The sequence below is a fragment of the Saccharothrix australiensis genome, from assembly GCF_003634935.1.
Classification (GTDB): domain Bacteria; phylum Actinomycetota; class Actinomycetes; order Mycobacteriales; family Pseudonocardiaceae; genus Actinosynnema; species Actinosynnema australiense.
The window spans coordinates 887173-905149 of sequence record NZ_RBXO01000001.1; the positions used below are offsets into that span (position 1 = coordinate 887173).

Annotated in this window: 17 protein-coding genes and 1 pseudogene; 6 read left to right on the forward strand and 12 right to left on the reverse strand. The window is 74.5% G+C overall.

From position 1 onward, the window contains the following. Positions 1-56: 56 nt before the first annotated feature. Genes C8E97_RS04315 through C8E97_RS04325 form a run of 3 tightly spaced genes read right to left on the reverse strand, consistent with a single transcriptional unit; the run spans position 57 to position 2434 of the window. The gene (locus C8E97_RS04315; RefSeq protein ID WP_121001859.1) at positions 57-1244 is read right to left on the reverse strand and encodes an ABC transporter permease; all 1188 of its coding nucleotides are present in this window, start codon (positions 1242-1244) and stop codon (positions 57-59) included. Beyond that, complete coding sequence (locus C8E97_RS04320; RefSeq protein WP_211346906.1) at positions 1241-2152, reverse strand: ABC transporter ATP-binding protein; 912 nt, start codon at positions 2150-2152, stop codon at positions 1241-1243. The genes C8E97_RS04315 and C8E97_RS04320 overlap by 4 nt, the downstream gene beginning before the upstream one ends. Positions 2153-2173: 21 nt before the next feature. Continuing rightward, positions 2174-2434 (reverse strand): helix-turn-helix transcriptional regulator, encoded by a 261-nt coding sequence (locus C8E97_RS04325; protein ID WP_121001861.1) that lies wholly within the window; start codon positions 2432-2434, stop codon positions 2174-2176. A 195-nt stretch (positions 2435-2629) separates the two neighbouring features. Between C8E97_RS04325 and C8E97_RS04330 the strand changes: the two genes are divergently transcribed. From C8E97_RS04330 to C8E97_RS33955, 3 genes are read left to right on the forward strand one after another with little or no spacing between them, the layout of a single operon-like run. Further along, a complete protein-coding gene (locus C8E97_RS04330) occupies positions 2630-3082 on the forward strand; it encodes a YbaB/EbfC family nucleoid-associated protein (protein ID WP_121001863.1) in 453 nt (150 codons plus the stop codon). Between the two features lie 11 nt (positions 3083-3093). Beyond that, on the forward strand, positions 3094-3408 hold the full coding sequence (locus C8E97_RS04335) for a type VII secretion target (RefSeq protein ID WP_121001865.1): 315 nt from the start codon (positions 3094-3096) through the stop codon (positions 3406-3408). After that, positions 3405-5060, forward strand: a complete 1656-nt coding sequence (locus C8E97_RS33955; RefSeq protein ID WP_147454994.1) for a WXG100 family type VII secretion target — start codon at positions 3405-3407, stop codon at positions 5058-5060. The genes C8E97_RS04335 and C8E97_RS33955 overlap by 4 nt, the downstream gene beginning before the upstream one ends. A gap of 138 nt (positions 5061-5198) precedes the next feature. Here the strand turns inward: C8E97_RS33955 and C8E97_RS04345 are convergent, their stop codons facing one another. Beyond that, entirely contained in the window at positions 5199-6632 is a 1434-nt protein-coding gene (locus C8E97_RS04345) for a glycerol-3-phosphate dehydrogenase/oxidase (RefSeq protein WP_121001867.1), read from the reverse strand. Positions 6633-7180: 548 nt separating this feature from the next. Continuing rightward, positions 7181-7393 (reverse strand): annotated as a pseudogene (locus tag C8E97_RS04360) (TetR/AcrR family transcriptional regulator); the annotation flags it as partial. Positions 7394-7409: 16 nt separating this feature from the next. Here C8E97_RS04360 and C8E97_RS04365 point away from each other — a divergent pair. Then, positions 7410-9014: an FAD-binding oxidoreductase gene (locus C8E97_RS04365; protein ID WP_121001869.1), complete on the forward strand. Its 1605-nt coding sequence runs from the start codon at positions 7410-7412 to the stop codon at positions 9012-9014. A gap of 5 nt (positions 9015-9019) precedes the next feature. Further along, the gene (locus C8E97_RS04370; protein ID WP_121010746.1) at positions 9020-10216 is read left to right on the forward strand and encodes an amidohydrolase; all 1197 of its coding nucleotides are present in this window, start codon (positions 9020-9022) and stop codon (positions 10214-10216) included. Positions 10217-10291: 75 nt separating this feature from the next. Here C8E97_RS04370 and C8E97_RS04375 read toward each other — a convergent pair whose 3' ends face one another. From C8E97_RS04375 to C8E97_RS04405, 7 genes are all read right to left on the reverse strand, one after another. Next, the gene (locus C8E97_RS04375; protein ID WP_121001871.1) at positions 10292-11311 is read right to left on the reverse strand and encodes an NADP-dependent oxidoreductase; all 1020 of its coding nucleotides are present in this window, start codon (positions 11309-11311) and stop codon (positions 10292-10294) included. Further along, positions 11308-12066, reverse strand: coding sequence for a GNAT family N-acetyltransferase (locus tag C8E97_RS04380; RefSeq protein WP_121001873.1), 759 nt, complete (start codon positions 12064-12066; stop codon positions 11308-11310). The genes C8E97_RS04375 and C8E97_RS04380 overlap by 4 nt, the downstream gene beginning before the upstream one ends. A 159-nt stretch (positions 12067-12225) precedes the next feature. Next, positions 12226-12657 (reverse strand): hypothetical protein, encoded by a 432-nt coding sequence (locus tag C8E97_RS04385; RefSeq protein WP_121001876.1) that lies wholly within the window; start codon positions 12655-12657, stop codon positions 12226-12228. Continuing rightward, positions 12654-15419, reverse strand: a complete 2766-nt coding sequence (locus C8E97_RS04390; protein WP_121001878.1) for an FtsK/SpoIIIE domain-containing protein — start codon at positions 15417-15419, stop codon at positions 12654-12656. The genes C8E97_RS04385 and C8E97_RS04390 overlap by 4 nt, the downstream gene beginning before the upstream one ends. A 1-nt stretch (position 15420) precedes the next feature. Beyond that, positions 15421-15672 (reverse strand): hypothetical protein, encoded by a 252-nt coding sequence (locus C8E97_RS04395; RefSeq protein WP_121001880.1) that lies wholly within the window; start codon positions 15670-15672, stop codon positions 15421-15423. A 106-nt stretch (positions 15673-15778) separates the two neighbouring features. Continuing rightward, positions 15779-16039, reverse strand: a complete 261-nt coding sequence (locus C8E97_RS04400; RefSeq protein WP_121001882.1) for a hypothetical protein — start codon at positions 16037-16039, stop codon at positions 15779-15781. A 134-nt stretch (positions 16040-16173) separates the two neighbouring features. After that, positions 16174-17076, reverse strand: coding sequence for a hypothetical protein (locus C8E97_RS04405; protein WP_121001884.1), 903 nt, complete (start codon positions 17074-17076; stop codon positions 16174-16176). A gap of 83 nt (positions 17077-17159) precedes the next feature. Here C8E97_RS04405 and C8E97_RS04410 point away from each other — a divergent pair, with 83 nt between their 5' ends. Continuing rightward, the gene (locus C8E97_RS04410; protein ID WP_121001886.1) at positions 17160-17906 is read left to right on the forward strand and encodes an SDR family NAD(P)-dependent oxidoreductase; all 747 of its coding nucleotides are present in this window, start codon (positions 17160-17162) and stop codon (positions 17904-17906) included. Positions 17907-17977: the final 71 nt, after the last annotated feature.

Genomic DNA, 17977 nt, shown 5'->3' on the forward strand with positions numbered 1-17977 from the left:
GACGGCCGGCCACCCCGATGGCCGGCCGTCCGGCCGGCCCGCCTGAGACCCGGGTGTCAGCGCAGGGCGTCCCGCAGCTTCACCCGCGCGCCGGTCCGCAGCACGGCGTTGGCGTAGACCCGGCCGCCCAGCCAGGTCATCGCCGCGATCGCGCCGAGGGCCAGCACGACGGCCAGCAGCACCTGCCACAGCGGCGCGACGCCGAGCGCCATCCGGCCCGGCATCAGGATCGGCGCGAACGGCGGCAGCACGGACAGCACCGCCACCAGCGCGTCCGACGCGTCCTGGATCATCAGGTTCACGCCGACCACGAACGCGACCACGATCGACATGCTGATCGGCGTCAGCACCGACTGGAGCTCCTCCTGGCGCGACACCAGCGCCGCCGCCGCCGCGAAAACGGTGGCGTACAAGAAGAACCCGAGCAGGTACCACAGGACGCCGGTGGCCAGCGCGCCACCGGCCACCCCGGTCACGTCGACCACGCCGGACACCGACGACAGCACCAGCCCGATGCCGCCGATCAGCACGAGCTGGACCAGGCCGACGAGGCCGAGGCCGATCACTTTGCCCAGCAACAACTGCCACGGCCGCAGCGTCGACAGCAGGATCTCCACGACCCGGCTGGACTTCTCCTCCACGACGCCCTGCGCGACCATCGTCCCGTACACCAGCAGCGAGTAGTACAGCAGCGCGGCGATCACCAGGCCGATCGCGAGCCGTTGCCCCCGTTGGGGGTCCTCCGGCTCCAGCGCGACGACCGCCACCTCGGCGCGGGCCACGTTGCGCTCCACGTCGGCCGGGTCCAGCCCCGCCTCCGCCGCCTGCGCGCTGAGCACCTGCTGCTTGACGATCAGGTCGATCGAGTTGCGCAGCGCGTCGTCCAGGCGGTCCTTCACCACGACGCGCAGCGCGTCCGGCGCGCCCGTCACCAGCGCGTCCAGCTCGCCCGCGCGCACCTGCCCCTCGGCGGCGGCGACGTCGGTCACGTCCACGACCGCGATCTCGCGCCCGAACGACTCCGCCGTCCGCCGCAGGGGTTCCGCGAGCACGGTCGCCTGTCCGCTCAACGCCACCGCGTCCCGGCCCGCGCGGTCGAACAGGACCGCCTGGAGCAGCACGTACCCGGCCAGCACGGCGACCACGACCGCCGTGCCCACGAGGAACGACCTGGTGCGCACCTTGGCCAGGAACTCCCGCCGGGCGACCAGGAAGACCGCCCGGCCAGGGGGCAGGGTGCTCATGCGCCGCGCTCCTCGGTGACCACGCTGCGGAACAGCTCGGCCAGCGACGGCCGCCGCCGGGTGAACTCGCGGACCGGGCCGGTCGCGAGCGCCGCGCGCAGCACGACCTGGTCGTCGGCGTCGGGGGCCAGCTCCAGGACGGTCCGGGCGCCCCGCAGGGACGCCCCTCGCACGCCGGGCAGCCCGTCCGCCCAGCCGGCGGGCGCGGCCGGGGCGTCCACCACCAGCTCCACCGCGCCGCCCGCGCGCAGCTCGTCGACCGTGCCCGCGGCCACCAGCGAGCCGTCGCGCACGATGCCCACCCGGTCGCACAGCCGCTCCACCAGATCGAGCTGGTGGCTGGAGAACACCACCGGCACGCCGGCGGCGGCCCGCTCCCGCAGCACCGCGCTCATCACGTCCACGGCGACCGGGTCGAGCCCGGAGAACGGTTCGTCCAGCACCAGCACGTCCGGCTCGTGCACCAGGGCCGCCGCGAGCTGCACGCGCTGCTGGTTGCCCAGGCTGAGCTTCTGCACCTCGTCGCCGCGCCGGTCGCGCAGGCCGAGCCGGGCGACCCAGGTCTCCGCCGAGCGGTGGGCGGCGTTGGTGGGCAGGCCGTGCAGCTCGGCCAGGTACACGAGCTGGTCGAGCACCTTCATCTTCGGGTAGAGCCCGCGCTCCTCCGGCATGTAGCCGATGCGCCGCCGCGTCTCCAGCGTCACCGGCTCGCCGTTCCAGCGCACCTCGCCCGCGTCGGCCGCGAGCACACCCAGGGCGATCCGCATGGTCGTGGTCTTGCCCGCGCCGTTGCTGCCGACGAACCCGAACAGCTCGCCCGCCCGGACGTCGAACGTCATGTCCCGCAACGCGACGACCTCGCCGTAGCGCTTGGAGACCCGGTCGATCTCCAGCACGCCCTGTGCCACGGTCGCTCTCCTCCTCGTCGGTCAACCACCGTAGACCCGTGTCGACAGCGGCTCGAACGGTTCGCGGCCGAACACCGCCTCCACCGGCAGACCGAAGACCTCGCAGATCCGCATCGCGAGGTCCAGGCTGGGGTAGTGGTCGCCCCGTTCCAGCGCGCCGATCGTCTGGGGGTTGACCTCCACGGCCTGTGCCAGACCCACCCTGGTCATACCCCGTTCGGCCCGCAGCACCGGTATCCGGTTGTGTATCCGCCGCGTTGGGCCCTGGCGCGCCCGACTCATGCTACGAAGTGTTGCGAAAACCCAACAGAACGGCAAGTAAACGATTCACGCAATAGGCCGTTCGGCGGTAGCCGACGGGGCCGGGTCCGGAAATCACGATTCGGTGAAACGATACGGGGCCGGGAACCGAATCGAACGTCGACCGGTCGAACGCGTCGTGGGCCGCAAGCCCCGTTGCCTGGAGGGGTGACTCTGATGGAGCCGATGGAGCCGGACCAGTGGCTCGCGCAGTACGGCCAGAAGATCGAGCAGGCCAAGCGGAACGCCGAGCAGGCGCAGGAGCAGCTGGGCGGCGTCGGCGGCAGCGCCACGTCCCCCGACGGCCTGATCACGGTGACGGTCAACGCGTCGGGCGCGCTGACCAACCTCATCCTGCGGCCGGGCCTGCGCGGCGAGGACCCGGAGCGCGTCTCGGGGGCGATCATGAGCGCGGTGGGCCAGGCGCAGCGCGCCGCCGCGGGCCAGGTCGTGCAGATCATGAACGACTTCGTCGGCGAGGGCCCGGCGCTGGACTTCGTCAAGGCGAACATGCCGAACGGCTATTCGGGTGACGGCGACGACCCGGTGGAACCGGAGCCGGAGATCCAGCGTCGGGACACCAGGCCCGACGACGACTACTTCACCAATCCACCAGACGTGATGGCCTGAGCAGGGGGTAGATGTCCATGTACGTGTCGTTCCACGTGAGCCCGGAGGAGATCCGGGCCCACGCCGGCACGGTCGACCAGTTGACGCAGCGGATGCTCTCGGCCACCAGGACCGCGGACCCGTCGCTGTCGACCGACGCCTTCGGCGTCTTCGGCTCCTTCCTGGCCTCGTTCCTGCTGAAGACCGCCGGCGCGTCCCAGGACATCCTCGGCCAGGCGACCGAGACCGTCGCCGACATGTGCCAGGGCCTCAAGGAGGTCGCCGACCTGTACGAGAACGTCGACCTCGACAACGCGTTCGGGTTCACCGGGAGGGCACGGGGATGACGACCCAGGCGACCACGCAGGGACGCGACCCGTCCCACCTGATCGGCGACGTGCAGGGCACCGTCGCGGCCGTCGAGCGCGGCGACTGGGTGCAGGCCGGGCTGGGCATGGCGAACACGGCGATGGGCATCGTCGGGCTGGCGTCGAACCCGCTGTCGGGCCTCCTGTCCGCCGGGTTCAGCTGGGCCGTGCAGCACGTGGACTTCCTGCGCGAGCCGTTCGACGCGCTGCTGGGCAGCCCGCAGGCGATCCAGAAGATGTCCGACAGCTGGGCGTCCGCGGCCAAGCAGATCGAGGGCGTCGTCGCCGACTACCGGCGCACGTCGGTCGAGGAGACGCGCGGCTGGCGGGGGCGCTCCGCCGACGGCTACCGCGCGGCGAGCCAGAAGCACGCCAGCGGCCTGGAGACGCTCGCCAAGGCGGCGCGGGGCATCTCCGGCGCGGCCAAGGGCGCGGGCGAACTCGTGGCGCAGGTCCGCAAGACCATCATGGACCTGATCGGCCAGGCCGTGTCCGAGATGGTCATGAAGATCATCCAGTGGCTGGCGGCGTCGTTCCTGACGTTCGGCGCGGCGATCGCGGCGGCGATCTCGGACATCGTGCAGCTGGCCGTGAACTACGCGAAGAAGCTCGCGGACTTCCTCCAGAAGCTCGGCGACTCGCTGAAGAAGCTCATCGACCTCATCAAGTCGGTGCAGCAGATCGCGGCCACCGCCAAGCAGATCCTCCAGGCGATCACCGCGATGACGCACTCCAACAAGGGTTCCGGCGGCGGCGGTGGCGCGGGCCCGCGCAACACGCGGGACGGGTTGGGGCTCACGCAGGAGCAGTTGGCGAACATGGACCGCAACGCGCGTGACCGGTACGCGTCCGGCGGCGGTGGCGGCGGCGGGAACACCGACACCAGCGGCTCGCCGAACGCCGGCCCCGTGGTCAACCGCCCGCCGACGTTCGGCGGGCAGGCGGGCGCGGACGGCGTGGGCGGCCCCGGTGGCTTCGGTGACGGCGTGTCGACCGGCGGTCCGCGGGTCAGCCGCCCGCCGCAGGTCGGTGGCGGGTCGGGTGGCGGCGCGTCGAGCGGCGGCCACTGGGAGCCGGGTCGCTGGGTGCCCGCCGGTGGCGGCTCGACGTCCGGTCCGCGCGTCACGCCGGTGCCGTTCCCGGCCGGGACGCGGGACGTGACCCACGCGACCAACAACACCGCCACGCACACGACGCCGCACGTGCCGACGACGCGTCCGCTCTCCGCGCCCGACCTGCCGGTGTCGTCCGGTGCCGGTGGTGGCGGGTTCGGCGGTGGCGGGTTCGCCGGTGGTGGTGTCGGCGGTGGTGGTGTCGGTGGCGGTGCTGTCGGCGGCGGTGTCGGTGGCTCCGGTGGCGGCGGCGCGGGTGGCGCGGGCCAGGTGCTCCAGGCCGGCGGCTCGTCCGGTGTCCTGCCCGCCGGTGCGGGCGCGGGCGCGACCGGTGGTGCGGGTGGTGCCGGCGGCGGTGGTCGCGGCGGCGCGGGTGGCGTCATGGGCGGGATGGTGCCGCCGATGGCGGCGACCCCCGGCCAGGGCGACGCCAAGGACCACCAGCGCAAGGTGCGGCTGGAGGGCGAGCGGCTGATCGACGAGCCGCCGAAAGCGGCCAAGCCGATCATCGGCGAGTGAGCAGCGGGGGGACCTCCAGGCCGGGGGTCCCCCTTTTTCGGCTTGCGCCAGGGGTTTTGGCAGGGCGGGGGCGGGGTGCGCCGGCCGCCCCGGTCCGGTTCACGGGTCGGGCTCACGGGTCCGGTTCACGGGTCGGGCTCAGGACAGGGCGGCCAGTTCCTCCTCGACCCGTTGGCGCGCCTCGGTTTCCCGCGCGCGGCGGTCGGCGGGCACCAGGCCGATCCGGGTGCGGCGGTCCAGCACGTCGGCCACGTCCAGCGCGCCCTCGTGCCGCACGGCCCACGCGAACTCGCCGACCTCGGCGACCCGGTGGGCCTCCGTGCCGTACCGCGCGACCAGGTGCGCCGGACCGCGGGCCGGGCCGACGCCGAGGAGCGGCAACGACTTCGTGCGCGACGGGACGGCCGTCAGCCCGGTCGCGTCCACCGCGTCCGCCGCCATCCGCCGGTACGTCGTGAGCTTGCCGCCGACGACCGTGGTGACGCCGTCCGCGGTGAGCACGGCGTGCCGGCGCGACAGGTCGGCGCTCGGCCCGTCACCGGTGTCCAGCAACGGGCGCAGGCCCGCGAACGCGCCGAGCACGTCGGCGCGGGTCAGGGTGCGCTCCAGCACCGACGACGCCACGTCGAGCAGGAAGTCCACCTCGGGCTCGGGCACGGTGGGCACGTCCGGGATCGGGCCGGTCACGGGCTCGTCGGTCAGCCCGACGTAGACGCGGCCGTCCTGCTGTGGCAGCACCAGCGCGTAGCGGTTGCGCTCGCCGGGCACCGGCACGGTCAGCGCGGTGCGGCTCAGGCCGACGGCGTCGGCGGCGAGCACCAGGTGCGACCCGCGCGACGGGCGCAGCCGCACGTCGACCAACCCGCCCGCCCAGACGCCCGCCGCGTTGACCACGGCCCTGGCCCGGATGGTGAGCGTCTCGCCGGTCAGGCCGTCGCGGACGCGCGCCTCGCGGCCGGACAGCCCGGTGACCTCGGCCCTGGTGATGATCCGCGCGCCGAACCCCGCCGCGGTGCGGGCCAGGGCGACCACCAGGCGGGCGTCGTCGACGAGCTGGCCGTCGAACCCGAGCAGCCCGCCGCGCAGGTCGTGCCCGCGCAGGCCCGGCGCGAGCGCGCGGGCGGTCACCGCGGGCACGCGGCGCGGTCCGGGCAGGACGCGGGACGGCGTGCCCGCCAGGCGGCGCAGCACGTCGCCCGCGCGCAGGCCGGCCAGCACCAGCGGGTCGTTCGCCCGGCCGTGCAGCGGTACCAGTTGCGGCAGCGCCCGCACCAGGTGCGGCGCGGTGCGGGTCATCAGGATGCCGCGCTCGACCGCGCTCTCGTACGCAAGCCCGACCTCGCCGCGCGCCAGGTAGCGCAGGCCGCCGTGGACCAGCTTGCTGGACCAGCGGGACGTGCCGAACGCGAGGTCGCGCGCCTCCAGCAGGCACACGTCCAGGCCGCGCGAGGCGGCGTCGAGGGCGACGCCCGCGCCCGTGACACCGCCGCCGACCACCAGCAGGTCCACGGTCCCGTCGGCGACCGAGGCGAGCTCGCGGCGGCGGCGGGCGGCGTTGAGCGACGTGTTCACGACAGCGCACCGTCGAGGAAGGCCGCCAGTTCGGCGAGCAGGTCGTCGAAGTCCAGGTCGGTGGTCGCCGGCCGGACGGACAGCACCATCGACTGCGCGGTCAGCAGCACCAGGCGGGCCTGCGCGGCGGCGTCGCCCGGCCGGACGGAGCCGTCCGCGTGCCCCGCCTCGACCTGGGCCAGGAGGAACGCCTCGACCAGGCGCTGCGTGTCGCCCAGCCGCTGCACGAGGTAGGGCAGCATCAGCTCGGCGTCCAGGTCGAGCACCCGCCGCATCAGCGGGTCGGCGGCGAGCAGCCGGACACCCGTGATGACGCGGCGGACGAGGCGTTCGCGGGCGTTCCCGCCCTCGGCGCCCGGCGCTCCCGCGCCCGACACTCCCGCGCCCGACACTCCCGCGCCCGACACTCCCGCGCCCGACACTCCCGCGCCCGACACTCCCGCGCCCGACACTCCCGCGCCCGACACTCCCGCGCCCGACACTCCCGCGCCCGACACTCCTGGGCTGGACCCGTCGAGTTCGCCGGCACCCGGTCGGTCCGCGGCCACTTCGTCGGCGCGGCGCAGGAGCGCGCCGAACTCGCGGGTCATCAGCGCCCGGACGAGCGTGCGGACGTCGGGGAACCGCCGGTAGAGCGTCATCCGGCTCACGCCGGCGCGTTTGGCGATGTCCGTCAGCGTGGTGCGGCGGACACCGACCTCGACGACGCAGTCGCGGGCCGCGTCCAGGAGGGCGTCATCACTGTGACGTTGGGACGTCATGTGTAACACTGTAGCGGTGACGGAGCGCATCGACCACACCCTCCGGGACCGCTGGACACCGACGACGGGACCGCTGCCCGCGCACGCCCTCGCGTGGCTGCGGCGGCGGACGGGACTGGCGGAGGCCCGGACGCCCGCCCGGACGCCCGAGGTGCCCGCCTCCGCCCTGTCGGACGCCGCGCGCACCGCCCTGGCCGCCGTGGTGGGGCCCGGATTCGTCCGCGTGGACCGGGATTCGCGCCTCGGGCGGGCCGGCGGCATGTCCTATGTGGACCTTTTGCGGCGGCGCGGCGAGGGCGGGTTGGCCGTGCCCGACGCCGTGGTGCTGCCCGCGACCCCGGAGCAGGTCGCGGACGTGCTGCGGACGTGCGCCGAGCACGACGTGGCGGTGGTGCCGTTCGGCGGCGGCACGTCCGTGGTCGGCGGGGTGGCGGCGCTGCGCGGCGACAAGGCGGCCGTGCTCGCGCTCGACCTCGCGCGGCTGGACCGGCTGGTGTCGGTCGACCCGGTGTCGCGGGTGGCCGTGCTCCAGGCCGGGCTGCCCGCGCCGGAGGCCGAACGGCTGCTCGCGCCGCACGGGCTGACCACCGGGCACGTCCCGCAGTCCTACGAGCGGGCCACCATCGGCGGGTTCGCGGCGACGCGGTCCGCCGGCCAGGCGTCGTCCGGCTACGGGCGGTTCGAGGACATGGTCGAGGGCGTGCGGCTGGCCACGCCGGTCGGCGAGTGGCGGCTGGGCGCCGCGCCCGCGTCGGCGGCCGGGCCGGACCTCAAGCAGCTCGTGATCGGCAGCGAGGGCGTCCTCGGCGTCATCACCGAGGTGGCGGTGCGCGTGCGCCCGCGGCCCGCGGTGGAGCGCTACGAGGGGTTCGTCGTGGACGGTTTCGCGCGCGGGACGGAGGTGGTGCGCGCGCTGGCGCAGCGCCGCGTGCTCGCCGACGTGACGCGACTGTCCGACGAGGACGAGACCGAGGTGACGCTGGCGCTGGCCGGCGGGTGGAAGACCGCCGCGCTCAAGGCGTACCTGCGGGCGCGCGGCATCGCCCGGCCGTGCCTGCTGGTCCTCGGGTGGCACGGCGCGACCGAGGCCGAGGCGCGGCGGCGTGCGCGGGTGGTGCGCGGCGCGGGGCTCGTGCCGCTCGGCCGCGCGCTCGGCGAGGCGTGGCGGCACGGGCGCTTCAACGGCCCGCGGCAGCGGGACGCGCTGCTGGACGTCGGCGTGTGCGTCGAAACGCTGGAGACCGCCACGCACTGGTCGCGGGTGGCCGAGCTGCGGAGTGCCGTGCGACGCGCGCTGGTCGACGCGCTGGGCGACTGCGTGGTGATGTGCCACATCTCGCACGCGTACGAAACCGGCGCGTCGCTGTACTTCACGGTGCTCGCCGCGCGGGACGCGGGCGACCCCGTCGGGCAGTGGCAGGTGGCGAAAGCCGCCGCGTGCGAGGCGATCGGCGGCCTCGGCACCATCAGCCACCACCACGCGGTCGGCACGGACCACGCGCCCTACCTGGAGGCCGAGATCGGCGGTCCGGGCGTGGCGGTGCTGGCGTCCGTCAAGCGGACGCTCGACCCGACCGGCGTGCTCAACCCTGGCAAGCTGATCCCGCGCGGGCTAGCTTGACCGGCGTGACCGGTGACCTGCTGATCCGCTCGGTGCGCCCGTGGCCCAACAGCCCCGGTGAGCCGGCGGTGGACGTGCTGTGCGAGGACGGGCTGGTGGCGGCGACGGGCGCGGGCCTGGACGCGCCGCCGGGAGTGCCCTCGGTGGACGGTGGCGGCGGTGTGCTGCTGCCCTCGTTCGTCGACGCCCACGCGCACCTGGACTCCACCCGGCTGGGGCTGCCGTTCCGCCCGCACAGCGCGGGTACCGGGCTCGCCGAGCTGATCGAGAACGACCGGCGGAACTGGCGGTCGGCGGAGCGGGGCGTCGCCGAGCGGGCCACCTACGCGCTGGGCCGGACGATCGCGGCAGGCGCGACGGTGGTGCGCAGCCACGCGCAGGTCGACGTGGACTCCGGGCTGGCGAAGCTGGAGGGCGTGCTCGCCGCGCGGGAAGCGCACGCCGGGCGGGCCGCGGTCGAGGTCGTGGCGTTCCCCCAGTGCGGCATCCTGCGCGAGAAGGGCACCGCCGACCTGCTGGAGGCGGCGCTGGGTGCCGGTGCGGACCTGGTCGGCGGGCTGGACCCGGCGGGCTACGACCGCGACCCGGTGCGGCACCTGGACGTCGTGTTCGGGCTGGCGGAGAAGCACCAGCGCGGCGTGGACGTGCACCTGCACGACGACGGGTCGCTGGGCGCGTTCCAGGTCGAGCTGATCTGCGAGCGGGTCGCGGCGCTGGACATGCGCGGCAAGGTGACGGTGAGCCACGCCTTCGCGCTGTCCGGTGTGGACGCCGATCGGCAGCGCGAGCTGGTCGACCTGCTCGCCGAGCACGACGTGGCGGTGACGACGGTCGCGCCGGGCGCGCGCGAACCGCTGCCGCTGCGGCAGCTCCGCTGGGCGGGCGTCCGCCTGGGGCTGGGGCAGGACGGGATGCGCGACTACTGGTCGCCGTACGGCAACGGGGACATGCTCGACCGGGCGTGGCAACTGGCCTACCGCAACGGCTTCCGGCAGGACGCGCTGGTCGAGATGTGCGTCGACATCGCCACGCGCGGCGGCGCGGCGGTGGTCGGCCGGCCGCACGGGCTGACCGAGGGCTCACCCGCCGACCTCGTGGTGGTGCCGGGCGACACCGTGACGGCGGCCGTGATGGACCGCGCGCCGCGCACGCTGGTCGTGCACGCGGGCCGGGTGGTGGCGGCGGGCGGCGAGCTGGTCTGAGCCCGCACCGGCCGGGTCCCGAACCGGGTCCGGGCCCGGCCGCGGTGTCCGCGGACCGGGCCCGTCGCGCCCTCGCTACAGCGCGACCAGCGCCTTGCCCGTGTTCTCCCCGCGCAACATGCCGAGGAACGCCTCCGGCGCCTTGGCGATGCCGCCCTCCGTGATGGTCTCGCGGTGGCGGAGGCTGCCGTCCGCGAGCCAGCCGCCGACCTCCCGCAGGAAGTCCTCGCGCCGGTCGTCGTGGTCGTGCACCAGGAAACCCCGCAGCGTCACCCGCTTGGCGACGGCCTGGATGAGGTTGCGCGGGCCGGGCGGCAACGTCGACTCGGTCGCGTTGTAGGTCGAGATCGCGCCGCACAGCGCCGCCCGGCCGTAGTCGTTGAACGACTCCAGCGCCGCTTCCAGGTGCTCGCCGCCGACGTTGTCGAAGTACACGTCGATGCCGTCCGGAGCCGCCGCCGCGAGCTGCTCGGCCACCGGGCCGTTGCGGTAGTTGAACGCCGCGTCGAACCCGAGTTCCTCGACCAGGTACCGCACCTTCTCGTCGGTGCCCGCGCTGCCGACCACCCGTGCCGCGCCGCGCAGCTTCGCCACCTGGCCCGCGATCTGCCCGACCGCGCCCGCCGCGCCCGACACGAACACCACGTCGCCCTCCTTGAACGCCGCCACGTCCAGCACCCCGACGTACGCGGTCTGGCCGGGCATCCCCAGCACGCCCAGGTACGCGGTCAGCGGCGCGCGCTCCGGGTCGACCTTCACCGCGGTGGAGGCGTCCACGGCGGCGTACTCGCGCCAGCCGAGGTTGTGCAGCACCTTGTCGCCGACCGCGAAACCATCGACGTCGGAGGCGACGACCTCGCCGACCGCGCCGCCCTCCAGCGCCGCGCCGACCTCGAACGGGGTGGTGTACGACTTGCCGGCGTTCATCCGGCCGCGCATGTACGGGTCGACGCTCATGAACAGGTTGCGCACCAGCAGTTGGCCGGGGCCCGGCGTCGGCACCGGGGCCTCCACGAGCGCGAAGTTCCCCGGTGTCGGGAAGCCCTCGGGGCGGGAGGCGAGGTGGATTTCCTGTGCGGTGTTCGGCACGGTCATGACCCCGTCAACGGGGAATCTTCGCGATCTTGTTCCGGCCGCTCGGTGTGACCTGCGTCTCGCAGGGCGGTGACGTCGCGGTAGGCGAACCCGAGCCGTTCGTACACCGTGATCGCGGCCCGGTTCCCCGCGTCCACCATCAGGGCGCAGGCCCCGTGCTCGGCGAGCAGCGCGCCGGTGAGGAACGCGCACACGCGGGTGGAAAGGCCACGTCCCCGGTGGTCGGGGTGGGTCGCGACACCGGCGATGAAGCCGATGCCGGGCGCGGACCAGGCGTCCGCGCCGACCGCGACCAGCGTGCCGTCGTCCGCGCGGACGCCCGTCCAGCGGCGCGGTCCCGGCTCGTACGGGCGGACGTAGGAGTTGGGGTTCGCTTTGCGCAGCAACGACTCCACGTCGTCCCACGCGGACTCGTCCAGCCACGGCAGCGCGGGCGCGGGCAGCTCGCCGGTGCGCTCCATCCACCCGAACGTCGCCGCCGCGGGGAACTCCGGCAGCGCGGCGGCCGTCCCGGCGGTGACCAGCGGTCGGAGGCCGGGACGGGCGCGGGCGCGCAGGATCGCCCGGACGTCCTCGACGGGACCGGCGAGCACCAGCCGGTCGTGCCGGTTCAACGCAGGCGCGTGCACGCCCACCGCGTCGCCGTGCGACCACGCCACACCGCCCCGGCCGGGCGCGAGGCACTGGGCCGCCCAGCGCACGAGGGGGTCCGGGTTCGCCGCCGCCACCTCGGCCGGGGTTCGCAGAACACGCATGACGGCATCATCGCCGACGAGCCGCCCGCGCGAAGACCCGGCGGCATCGCCCAGGGGTCGCCGACGAGCCGCCCGCGCGGAGACCCGGCGGCACCGCTTCGGACGCGCCCGCGGTTCGCGGCCGGGCCGGTCGGGGCGCTGCCCGCCGAGCGTCGCGGCTCAGGCGGAACCCTTGCGGCGCAGCAGACCTCGCTTCTGGAGGAGGTCCTCCAGCGCCTGGTAGGCCACGTCCATCGCGACGAGGTAGTCGCGCTGGTCGCGGGGCGGCACCGACTCCTCCGGCTCGGGCAGCGGGGGCATCCGCATCCACCGCTCCTCCCACAGCGCCTCGACCGCCGCGTCCCACAGCAGCCGCACGCCGAACCGCGTCAGCTCCTCCTGCTCGATGAGCGCGGCGACGCGGTCCTGCGACGCGGCCAACCGCTCGACCAGCTCGGCGATCCGCTCGCGGTCCCGCTCGCGCATCCGGTTCACCGACTGATCGGCCAGGGCGACGACCTCCTTGTACCGCTCGACCGCCGACACCGGCGCGGCCTCCGGCCCGGCGTCCCCGGTGCGCTGCGGTGGCACGACTGAGGCGTTGCCGATCACGTTTCCTCCCCGGTGTCGAACGGGATGACCACCTGCGGCCGCGAGTGCTCGAAGCGGTCGAAGAACAGCGCGCGGTGCGGTCGCGGCGACCACGCCATGACGTGCTCCGGACCGAACGACAGGAGTTCCTTGCCCTGGACGTCGAACGCCAGCCACGCGCCGATGTCGTCGTAGACCCCCGGCGGCAGGCTGTTCTTCAGCCGCTGCACGCCGCGCCACCAGCCCAGGACGTGCGTGCGGTTCTCCGGGCCGTGCTTGAGCACCGTGCGCAGGCTGTCCACACCGGACGCCCGCGAGGGCGGGGTCTTCTGCTCCAGCAGGGTGTGCGCGGCGTCGACGGCGTACACCACCAGGTAGTGGGGCGGCAGCGACACGCCGGTCTCCCCCGTGAGCGACGCGGTGATCCCGGCCGCCGTGGCGTCCACCAGGTCGCGGATGCTGTCCAGCCCGAGCAGCTCGGCGGTGTGGCCGGCGTCCCGGAGCCGCTTGGCCAGCCGGTCCGCGTGCGGCCACGCGTCCTGGGCCAGGCACGCCAGGCTGAACCGGGCCTGACCCGGCTCGTGCTGCTGGGCCAGCGACAGCGCCGCGCCGCCGAGCACGCTCGCCGCGTCCTCCGCCAGCGAGCCGAGCACCGCGATGTTGCGGCCCGGCGTGCGCGCGAACCGCACCTTGGCCGCGCTGCCCGCCATGTCGATGACCTGGCCCAGCAGCACGGTCGGGTTGCCCTCCGCCGGCCGCAGCGCCCGGAAGTCCGGCAGCGCCTGGAGGCTCGGGACCTTGCTGCCGTCGAACAGGACCGGTTCGGCCAGGCCGGGCGGGCGGCGGGCGTGCAGCTCGGCCTGGAGCCGGTCGAACGTGCCCCGGCCGGTCGCGTCCGGGATGCGCGCGATCTCGTTGCCCGGCCGCACGCCCGACTCGTGGTTCACCACGGCGTGCCACCGGGGCAGCTCCACGGCGGCGTCGTTCTGCGGCTCGGCCAGCACCCGCCGCGCCTTGGGCAGCGCGATCCGGACGGTGAACTGCTCGAAGATCGCCGACTTGCCCCAGAACCCCTCGATGCCGGACACGTCCTGGCTCGACAGCACCAGGTGGATGCCCTGCGACCGACCGCGCCTGGCCACGTCCTCCAGCAGCTGCGTGGCCTGCGCGGTGACCTGGTCGCGCTCGCCGAACAGGTACTGGAACTCGTCGACCACCGCGACGATCCGGGGCCAGTGGCCGTCCGGGTCCTCCTCCCGCAGCTGCTCCAGCTTGGTGACCTCGTGCCGCTTCGCCGCGTCCGCCCGCCTGCGCATCTCGTCGGACAGGAACTTCAGCAGCGCCACGCCGAACTCGCGGTCGGTGTTGACGTTCACGCCGACCAGGCGGGCGTGCGGCAGCCACGTCGGGTCCTTGCGGCCCGGCGCGAACTGCGCGAACGACACGCCCTCCTTGAAGTCCAGCAGGTACAGCTCCAGCTCGTCCGGGTGGTAGCGGGCGGCCAGGCTGCCGAGCATCGCGTACAGGAAGTTCGTCTTGCCCGAACCGCTCGGACCGCCGATCAGAGCGTGCGGCGACGTGTCGCCCAGCGCCACGTGCACCGGCTCGCCCTCGTGGTAGCCGACGGGCGCGACGACACCGGCCGACGAGTCCTCGCGCCACAGGCTTTCCGGCAGCAGGTCGGCGAACGTGCTCAGCCGCAGCCTGCGCTCCTCGCGCCTGTCCGCGATCGCGGCGCACGCGCGCGGCACCTGGTTCGGCGGGAACGGCGGGTCGAGCGCGACCCGCACGTGCCGGCCGGTCACGGTGGTGGTCGCGGACTGGTCGGCGGCGATCGTCACGGTCTCGATCGGCGAGTTCACCGTGATCGGGATGTCCACGATGATCAGCTGCACCCCGCACGCCAGCCCGTTGCGCGCCACCCGCTGCAACTGCTGCTGGTGCTCTTCCTTGAGCGCCTGCCGGTTGCCGAACAGCACGGCCACGCGCCAGGGCTCGGTGCGCCGCCCGCCGACCGCCCGCACCGACTGGTGGCCCTCGACCAGCACCCCGGTGTGCACGCGCCGGATGTGGTCGGACAGCTCGTCGAGCAGCTCGTGCAGCCGTGCCGGGTCGTGCACGGTGAGCAGCCCCGCGCGGGTCAGCGGGTACAGGCCGGGCAGCGAACCGGTGAGCTGGTTGACGTCCCACACGTGGACGTGCACCAGCCCCGGCTGGAAGTAGCTGACCAACCGCAGGAGCAGGTTCTCCACCACGGCGTCGGCGGTGACCCGGCTCTCCGGCCGGCACGACACGTGCAGGTGCGAGTGGTCCAGCAGCGGCACGGCCACCGGGAACGCCTGCGGCTCGGGGGCGCTGGGCACCACGCCCGTGCCGATGCGCCACAGCTCCGGCACGCCGTCGCTGCCGTCGGCCGCGCCCGGCCTGCCGAGCCACCTCTCGGGCGGCCACGACGCCGGACCGGGCGCGACGGCGTCGACCAGCTCGGCCAACCGGCGGGGGCCGCGCTCGGACCACTCGCGGAAGGCCGTCACGCGGTCGATCAGCGTGGCGGCCAGCACCCGCTCGAACTCCTTCTTCCGCAACGCCTTCGCGAGGGACGGGTCGGCGAGCGCGCGGTCGACGCCGTCCCCGCGCAGCACCACCTCGAACATGTCCCGCGCGCGGTCCTCCACGAGCCGGCCGAGTTCGCGCGAGGCGTTGCCGAGGGCGGCGGCCACCGCGCGGTGGAACTCCTCGACCGCGTCCTCGATCCGCCGACGGCGCTCCTCGCGCCTGCTCACGTCACAGCTCCGCGGCCAGCCGCTGGACCAGGTCCAGGCTGCCGACGATCAGGTCGAGCTGGTCGGCGAACCGCTCGGCGGCGAGCGCGAACCCGGCGGGCACCAGGGACTCGGGGTGGTTCGCGCCCGCCTCGACGAGGACGTCCAGCGCCTCCTCCAGCGCGGACTGCGCCTCGCGGACGCACCGGTAGGCATCGCGGAGCAGCTCGCAGCTCTGCTCGAGCGCGAGCTTGATCTCGCCGACCGAGGTCATGTCGTGGCCTTCGCGGTCGTGGCCTTCGTGGTCGCATTCTCCGTGATCGCGGGCGTCGGGGCGACACCCCTCGGGATCGCCGACTTCGGGGTCGCCACCTCCGGGGTCACAGCCGGTTGTTGATGCCCTCGGCCTGCGAAATGCCCGCGCTGAGGTGCTTCTGAAGGTCGGACACCCCGTTCACGACCGCCGCGAACTGCGCGTTCGCCTGCTCGACGTCGCCCTGCGCGCTGCCCTGGGTGGCGGTGTTGAGCAGCGCCTGGGCGTCCTCCGCCAGGTCGGCCGCTTGCTGTAGGGCCTGCGCGCTCTGGCCGGCCTTGTCGACGGCCTGGGCGATCGCGGCGCGGACCTCTTCGATGCTGGCCATGACGTATCCCGACCCCTCCTGGGAGCTGGAGTTCCCATAGTTGAAAGTAGTACCGAAAGAAATGCGTTCCACAAGCAAGATCGGCTGACCGGGTGGTCCGACAACTCCACTCGATCGGATGAGCGGGAATGGTTTCAGCCGGGCACCGTCCACACGAATGCCGAGGCCGGTGTCGCGGTGAGTTCCAGCGCCGCGATCCCGCCGCGCGGCACGGGCGCGGCCGACCAGCGCGTCACCGCGGACCGACCGGACCACGCCACGGGCGTCCACCCCGAACGGCCCAGCGAGGAGACCGCGCCGAGTAGCGCCGCCGCGGGCGGATCGGCGCTCGACCCGAGATCGACGTGCACGCTCAGTAGATCCCCTTCCGGAGCCACTCGGGTGATCTTGCCACTCCGCGCGACGCGACTGGCTACCGCCCGCGCCTGCCACTCGGCCCCGGCCGACCGGTCGGTCGCCACGTCGACCCGCAGCAGCAGCCGGGTACCCGTCGGCGGCGCGCTCCCGGCACCCGACGGCGGTTCGACCCGATCCCCGGCGGGGTCGTCGGCTGGATCCTCGGTTGGATCCTCGGCCGCGCGCCCGGCCGGGTCCGCCGCCGGTCCGGCCGGGACCTCCGCCGCGGTCGCCTCCGGCCGGGCGGCCCGGTGCTGCGGATCACCGCCCGCCCACGCCTCCACGAGCAGCCGCTCGGCGCCCGGCACGAGTTCCCCCAGCAGCGCCTGGTCCTCCAGCACGGTCCACGCGGTGGGCGGTTCGCACGCGACGCGGGGCAGGGGGAACCGGTCGCCCAGCGACCGGACGAAGGTCCGGACGGCCCTGGCCAGCGCGCCCGCGACGTTCTGCGTGGCGCGCTCGCCGCTGACCAGGCTGACCGTGACGGACCAGCAGCCGGGCTCCTCGTCGGAGCAGTCGCCCGCCTGCACGACCCGCCCGCCGACGCGCCGCAGCAGGCCGGCGCAGGCCGTCCGGGCCTGCCGCTCGTCGTCCGCCCCGACCACCACGGTGATCAGCAGCTCAAGCTCTTCTCCCACCATCGCGGGGCAAATTGTCCACGAAGCCGGTCGCCGGGTCTTCCCCGGCTTGACCCGAGGTGCACCCCACCGTGTTGGCTGTGCCCATGACGTACCACCTGGAAGGCAAGGTCGCGCTGGTCACCGGCGCGTCGTCGGGCATCGGGGAGGCCACGGCGGTCGCGCTGGGTCGGGCGGGCGCGACCGTGGTCGTGGCCGCGCGGCGGGTCGAGCGGCTGGCGGCGCTGGAGCGGCGGTTGGCGGCCGACGGGGTCAAGGCGGCGGCGCTGGCGCTCGACGTGACCGACGAGGCGGCGTGCCGGGCCGCCGTGGAGCACGTGGTCGGGTCGTTCGGCGGGCTCGACGTCCTGGTCAACAACGCCGGCGTGATGCTGCTCGGGAACGTCGAGGGCGCGGACACCACCGACTGGACGCGGATGGTGTCGACCAACCTGCTCGGCGTCATGTTCCTGACCCACGCCGCGCTGCCGCACCTGCTGGCGCGGCGCGGGGCGGTGGTGCAGGTGTCGTCGACCGCGGCACGGGTGGTGCGGGCGGGCAGCGGGGTCTACAACGCGACGAAGGCCGGGCTCAACGCGTTCAGCGAGTCGCTGCGGCAGGAGGTCACCGAGCGCGGGGTGCGGGTGGTCGTGGTCGAGCCGGGCGTCGTGGACACCGAGCTGCCGGAGCACATCACCGACCCGGAGGCCCGCGCGAGCAGGGAGCGGCGGATCGCGCACCTGCGGCAGCTCAAGCCCTCGGACGTCGCCGAGGCCGTGCTGTACGCGGTGGGGCAGCCGGAGCACGTGGCGGTCAACGAGATCACGGTGCGGCCGACCGACCAGACCTGGTGACCGGCGGGCCGCCGCGACCGGTCGTCGCGGCGGCCCGCCCCGGTGCCCGGTGCGCCCTGCACAGCCGGTTC

Excerpts from the sequence above, each read along its gene's own strand:
- C8E97_RS04410 (WP_121001886.1), top strand. The coding sequence starts at position 17,160 with ATGACGTACCACCTGGAAGGCAAGGTCGCGCTGGTCACCGGCGCGTCG.
- C8E97_RS04375 (WP_121001871.1), bottom strand. The coding sequence starts at position 11,311 with ATGACCGTGCCGAACACCGCACAGGAAATCCACCTCGCCTCCCGCCCC.
- C8E97_RS04395 (WP_121001880.1), bottom strand. The coding sequence starts at position 15,672 with ATGACCTCGGTCGGCGAGATCAAGCTCGCGCTCGAGCAGAGCTGCGAG.
- C8E97_RS04400 (WP_121001882.1), bottom strand. The coding sequence starts at position 16,039 with ATGGCCAGCATCGAAGAGGTCCGCGCCGCGATCGCCCAGGCCGTCGAC.
- C8E97_RS04330 (WP_121001863.1), top strand. The coding sequence starts at position 2,630 with ATGGAGCCGATGGAGCCGGACCAGTGGCTCGCGCAGTACGGCCAGAAG.
- C8E97_RS33955 (WP_147454994.1), top strand. The coding sequence starts at position 3,405 with ATGACGACCCAGGCGACCACGCAGGGACGCGACCCGTCCCACCTGATC.
- C8E97_RS04405 (WP_121001884.1), bottom strand. The coding sequence starts at position 17,076 with ATGGTGGGAGAAGAGCTTGAGCTGCTGATCACCGTGGTGGTCGGGGCG.
- C8E97_RS04325 (WP_121001861.1), bottom strand. The coding sequence starts at position 2,434 with ATGAGTCGGGCGCGCCAGGGCCCAACGCGGCGGATACACAACCGGATA.
- C8E97_RS04335 (WP_121001865.1), top strand. The coding sequence starts at position 3,094 with ATGTCCATGTACGTGTCGTTCCACGTGAGCCCGGAGGAGATCCGGGCC.
- C8E97_RS04315 (WP_121001859.1), bottom strand. The coding sequence starts at position 1,244 with ATGAGCACCCTGCCCCCTGGCCGGGCGGTCTTCCTGGTCGCCCGGCGG.
- C8E97_RS04380 (WP_121001873.1), bottom strand. The coding sequence starts at position 12,066 with ATGCGTGTTCTGCGAACCCCGGCCGAGGTGGCGGCGGCGAACCCGGAC.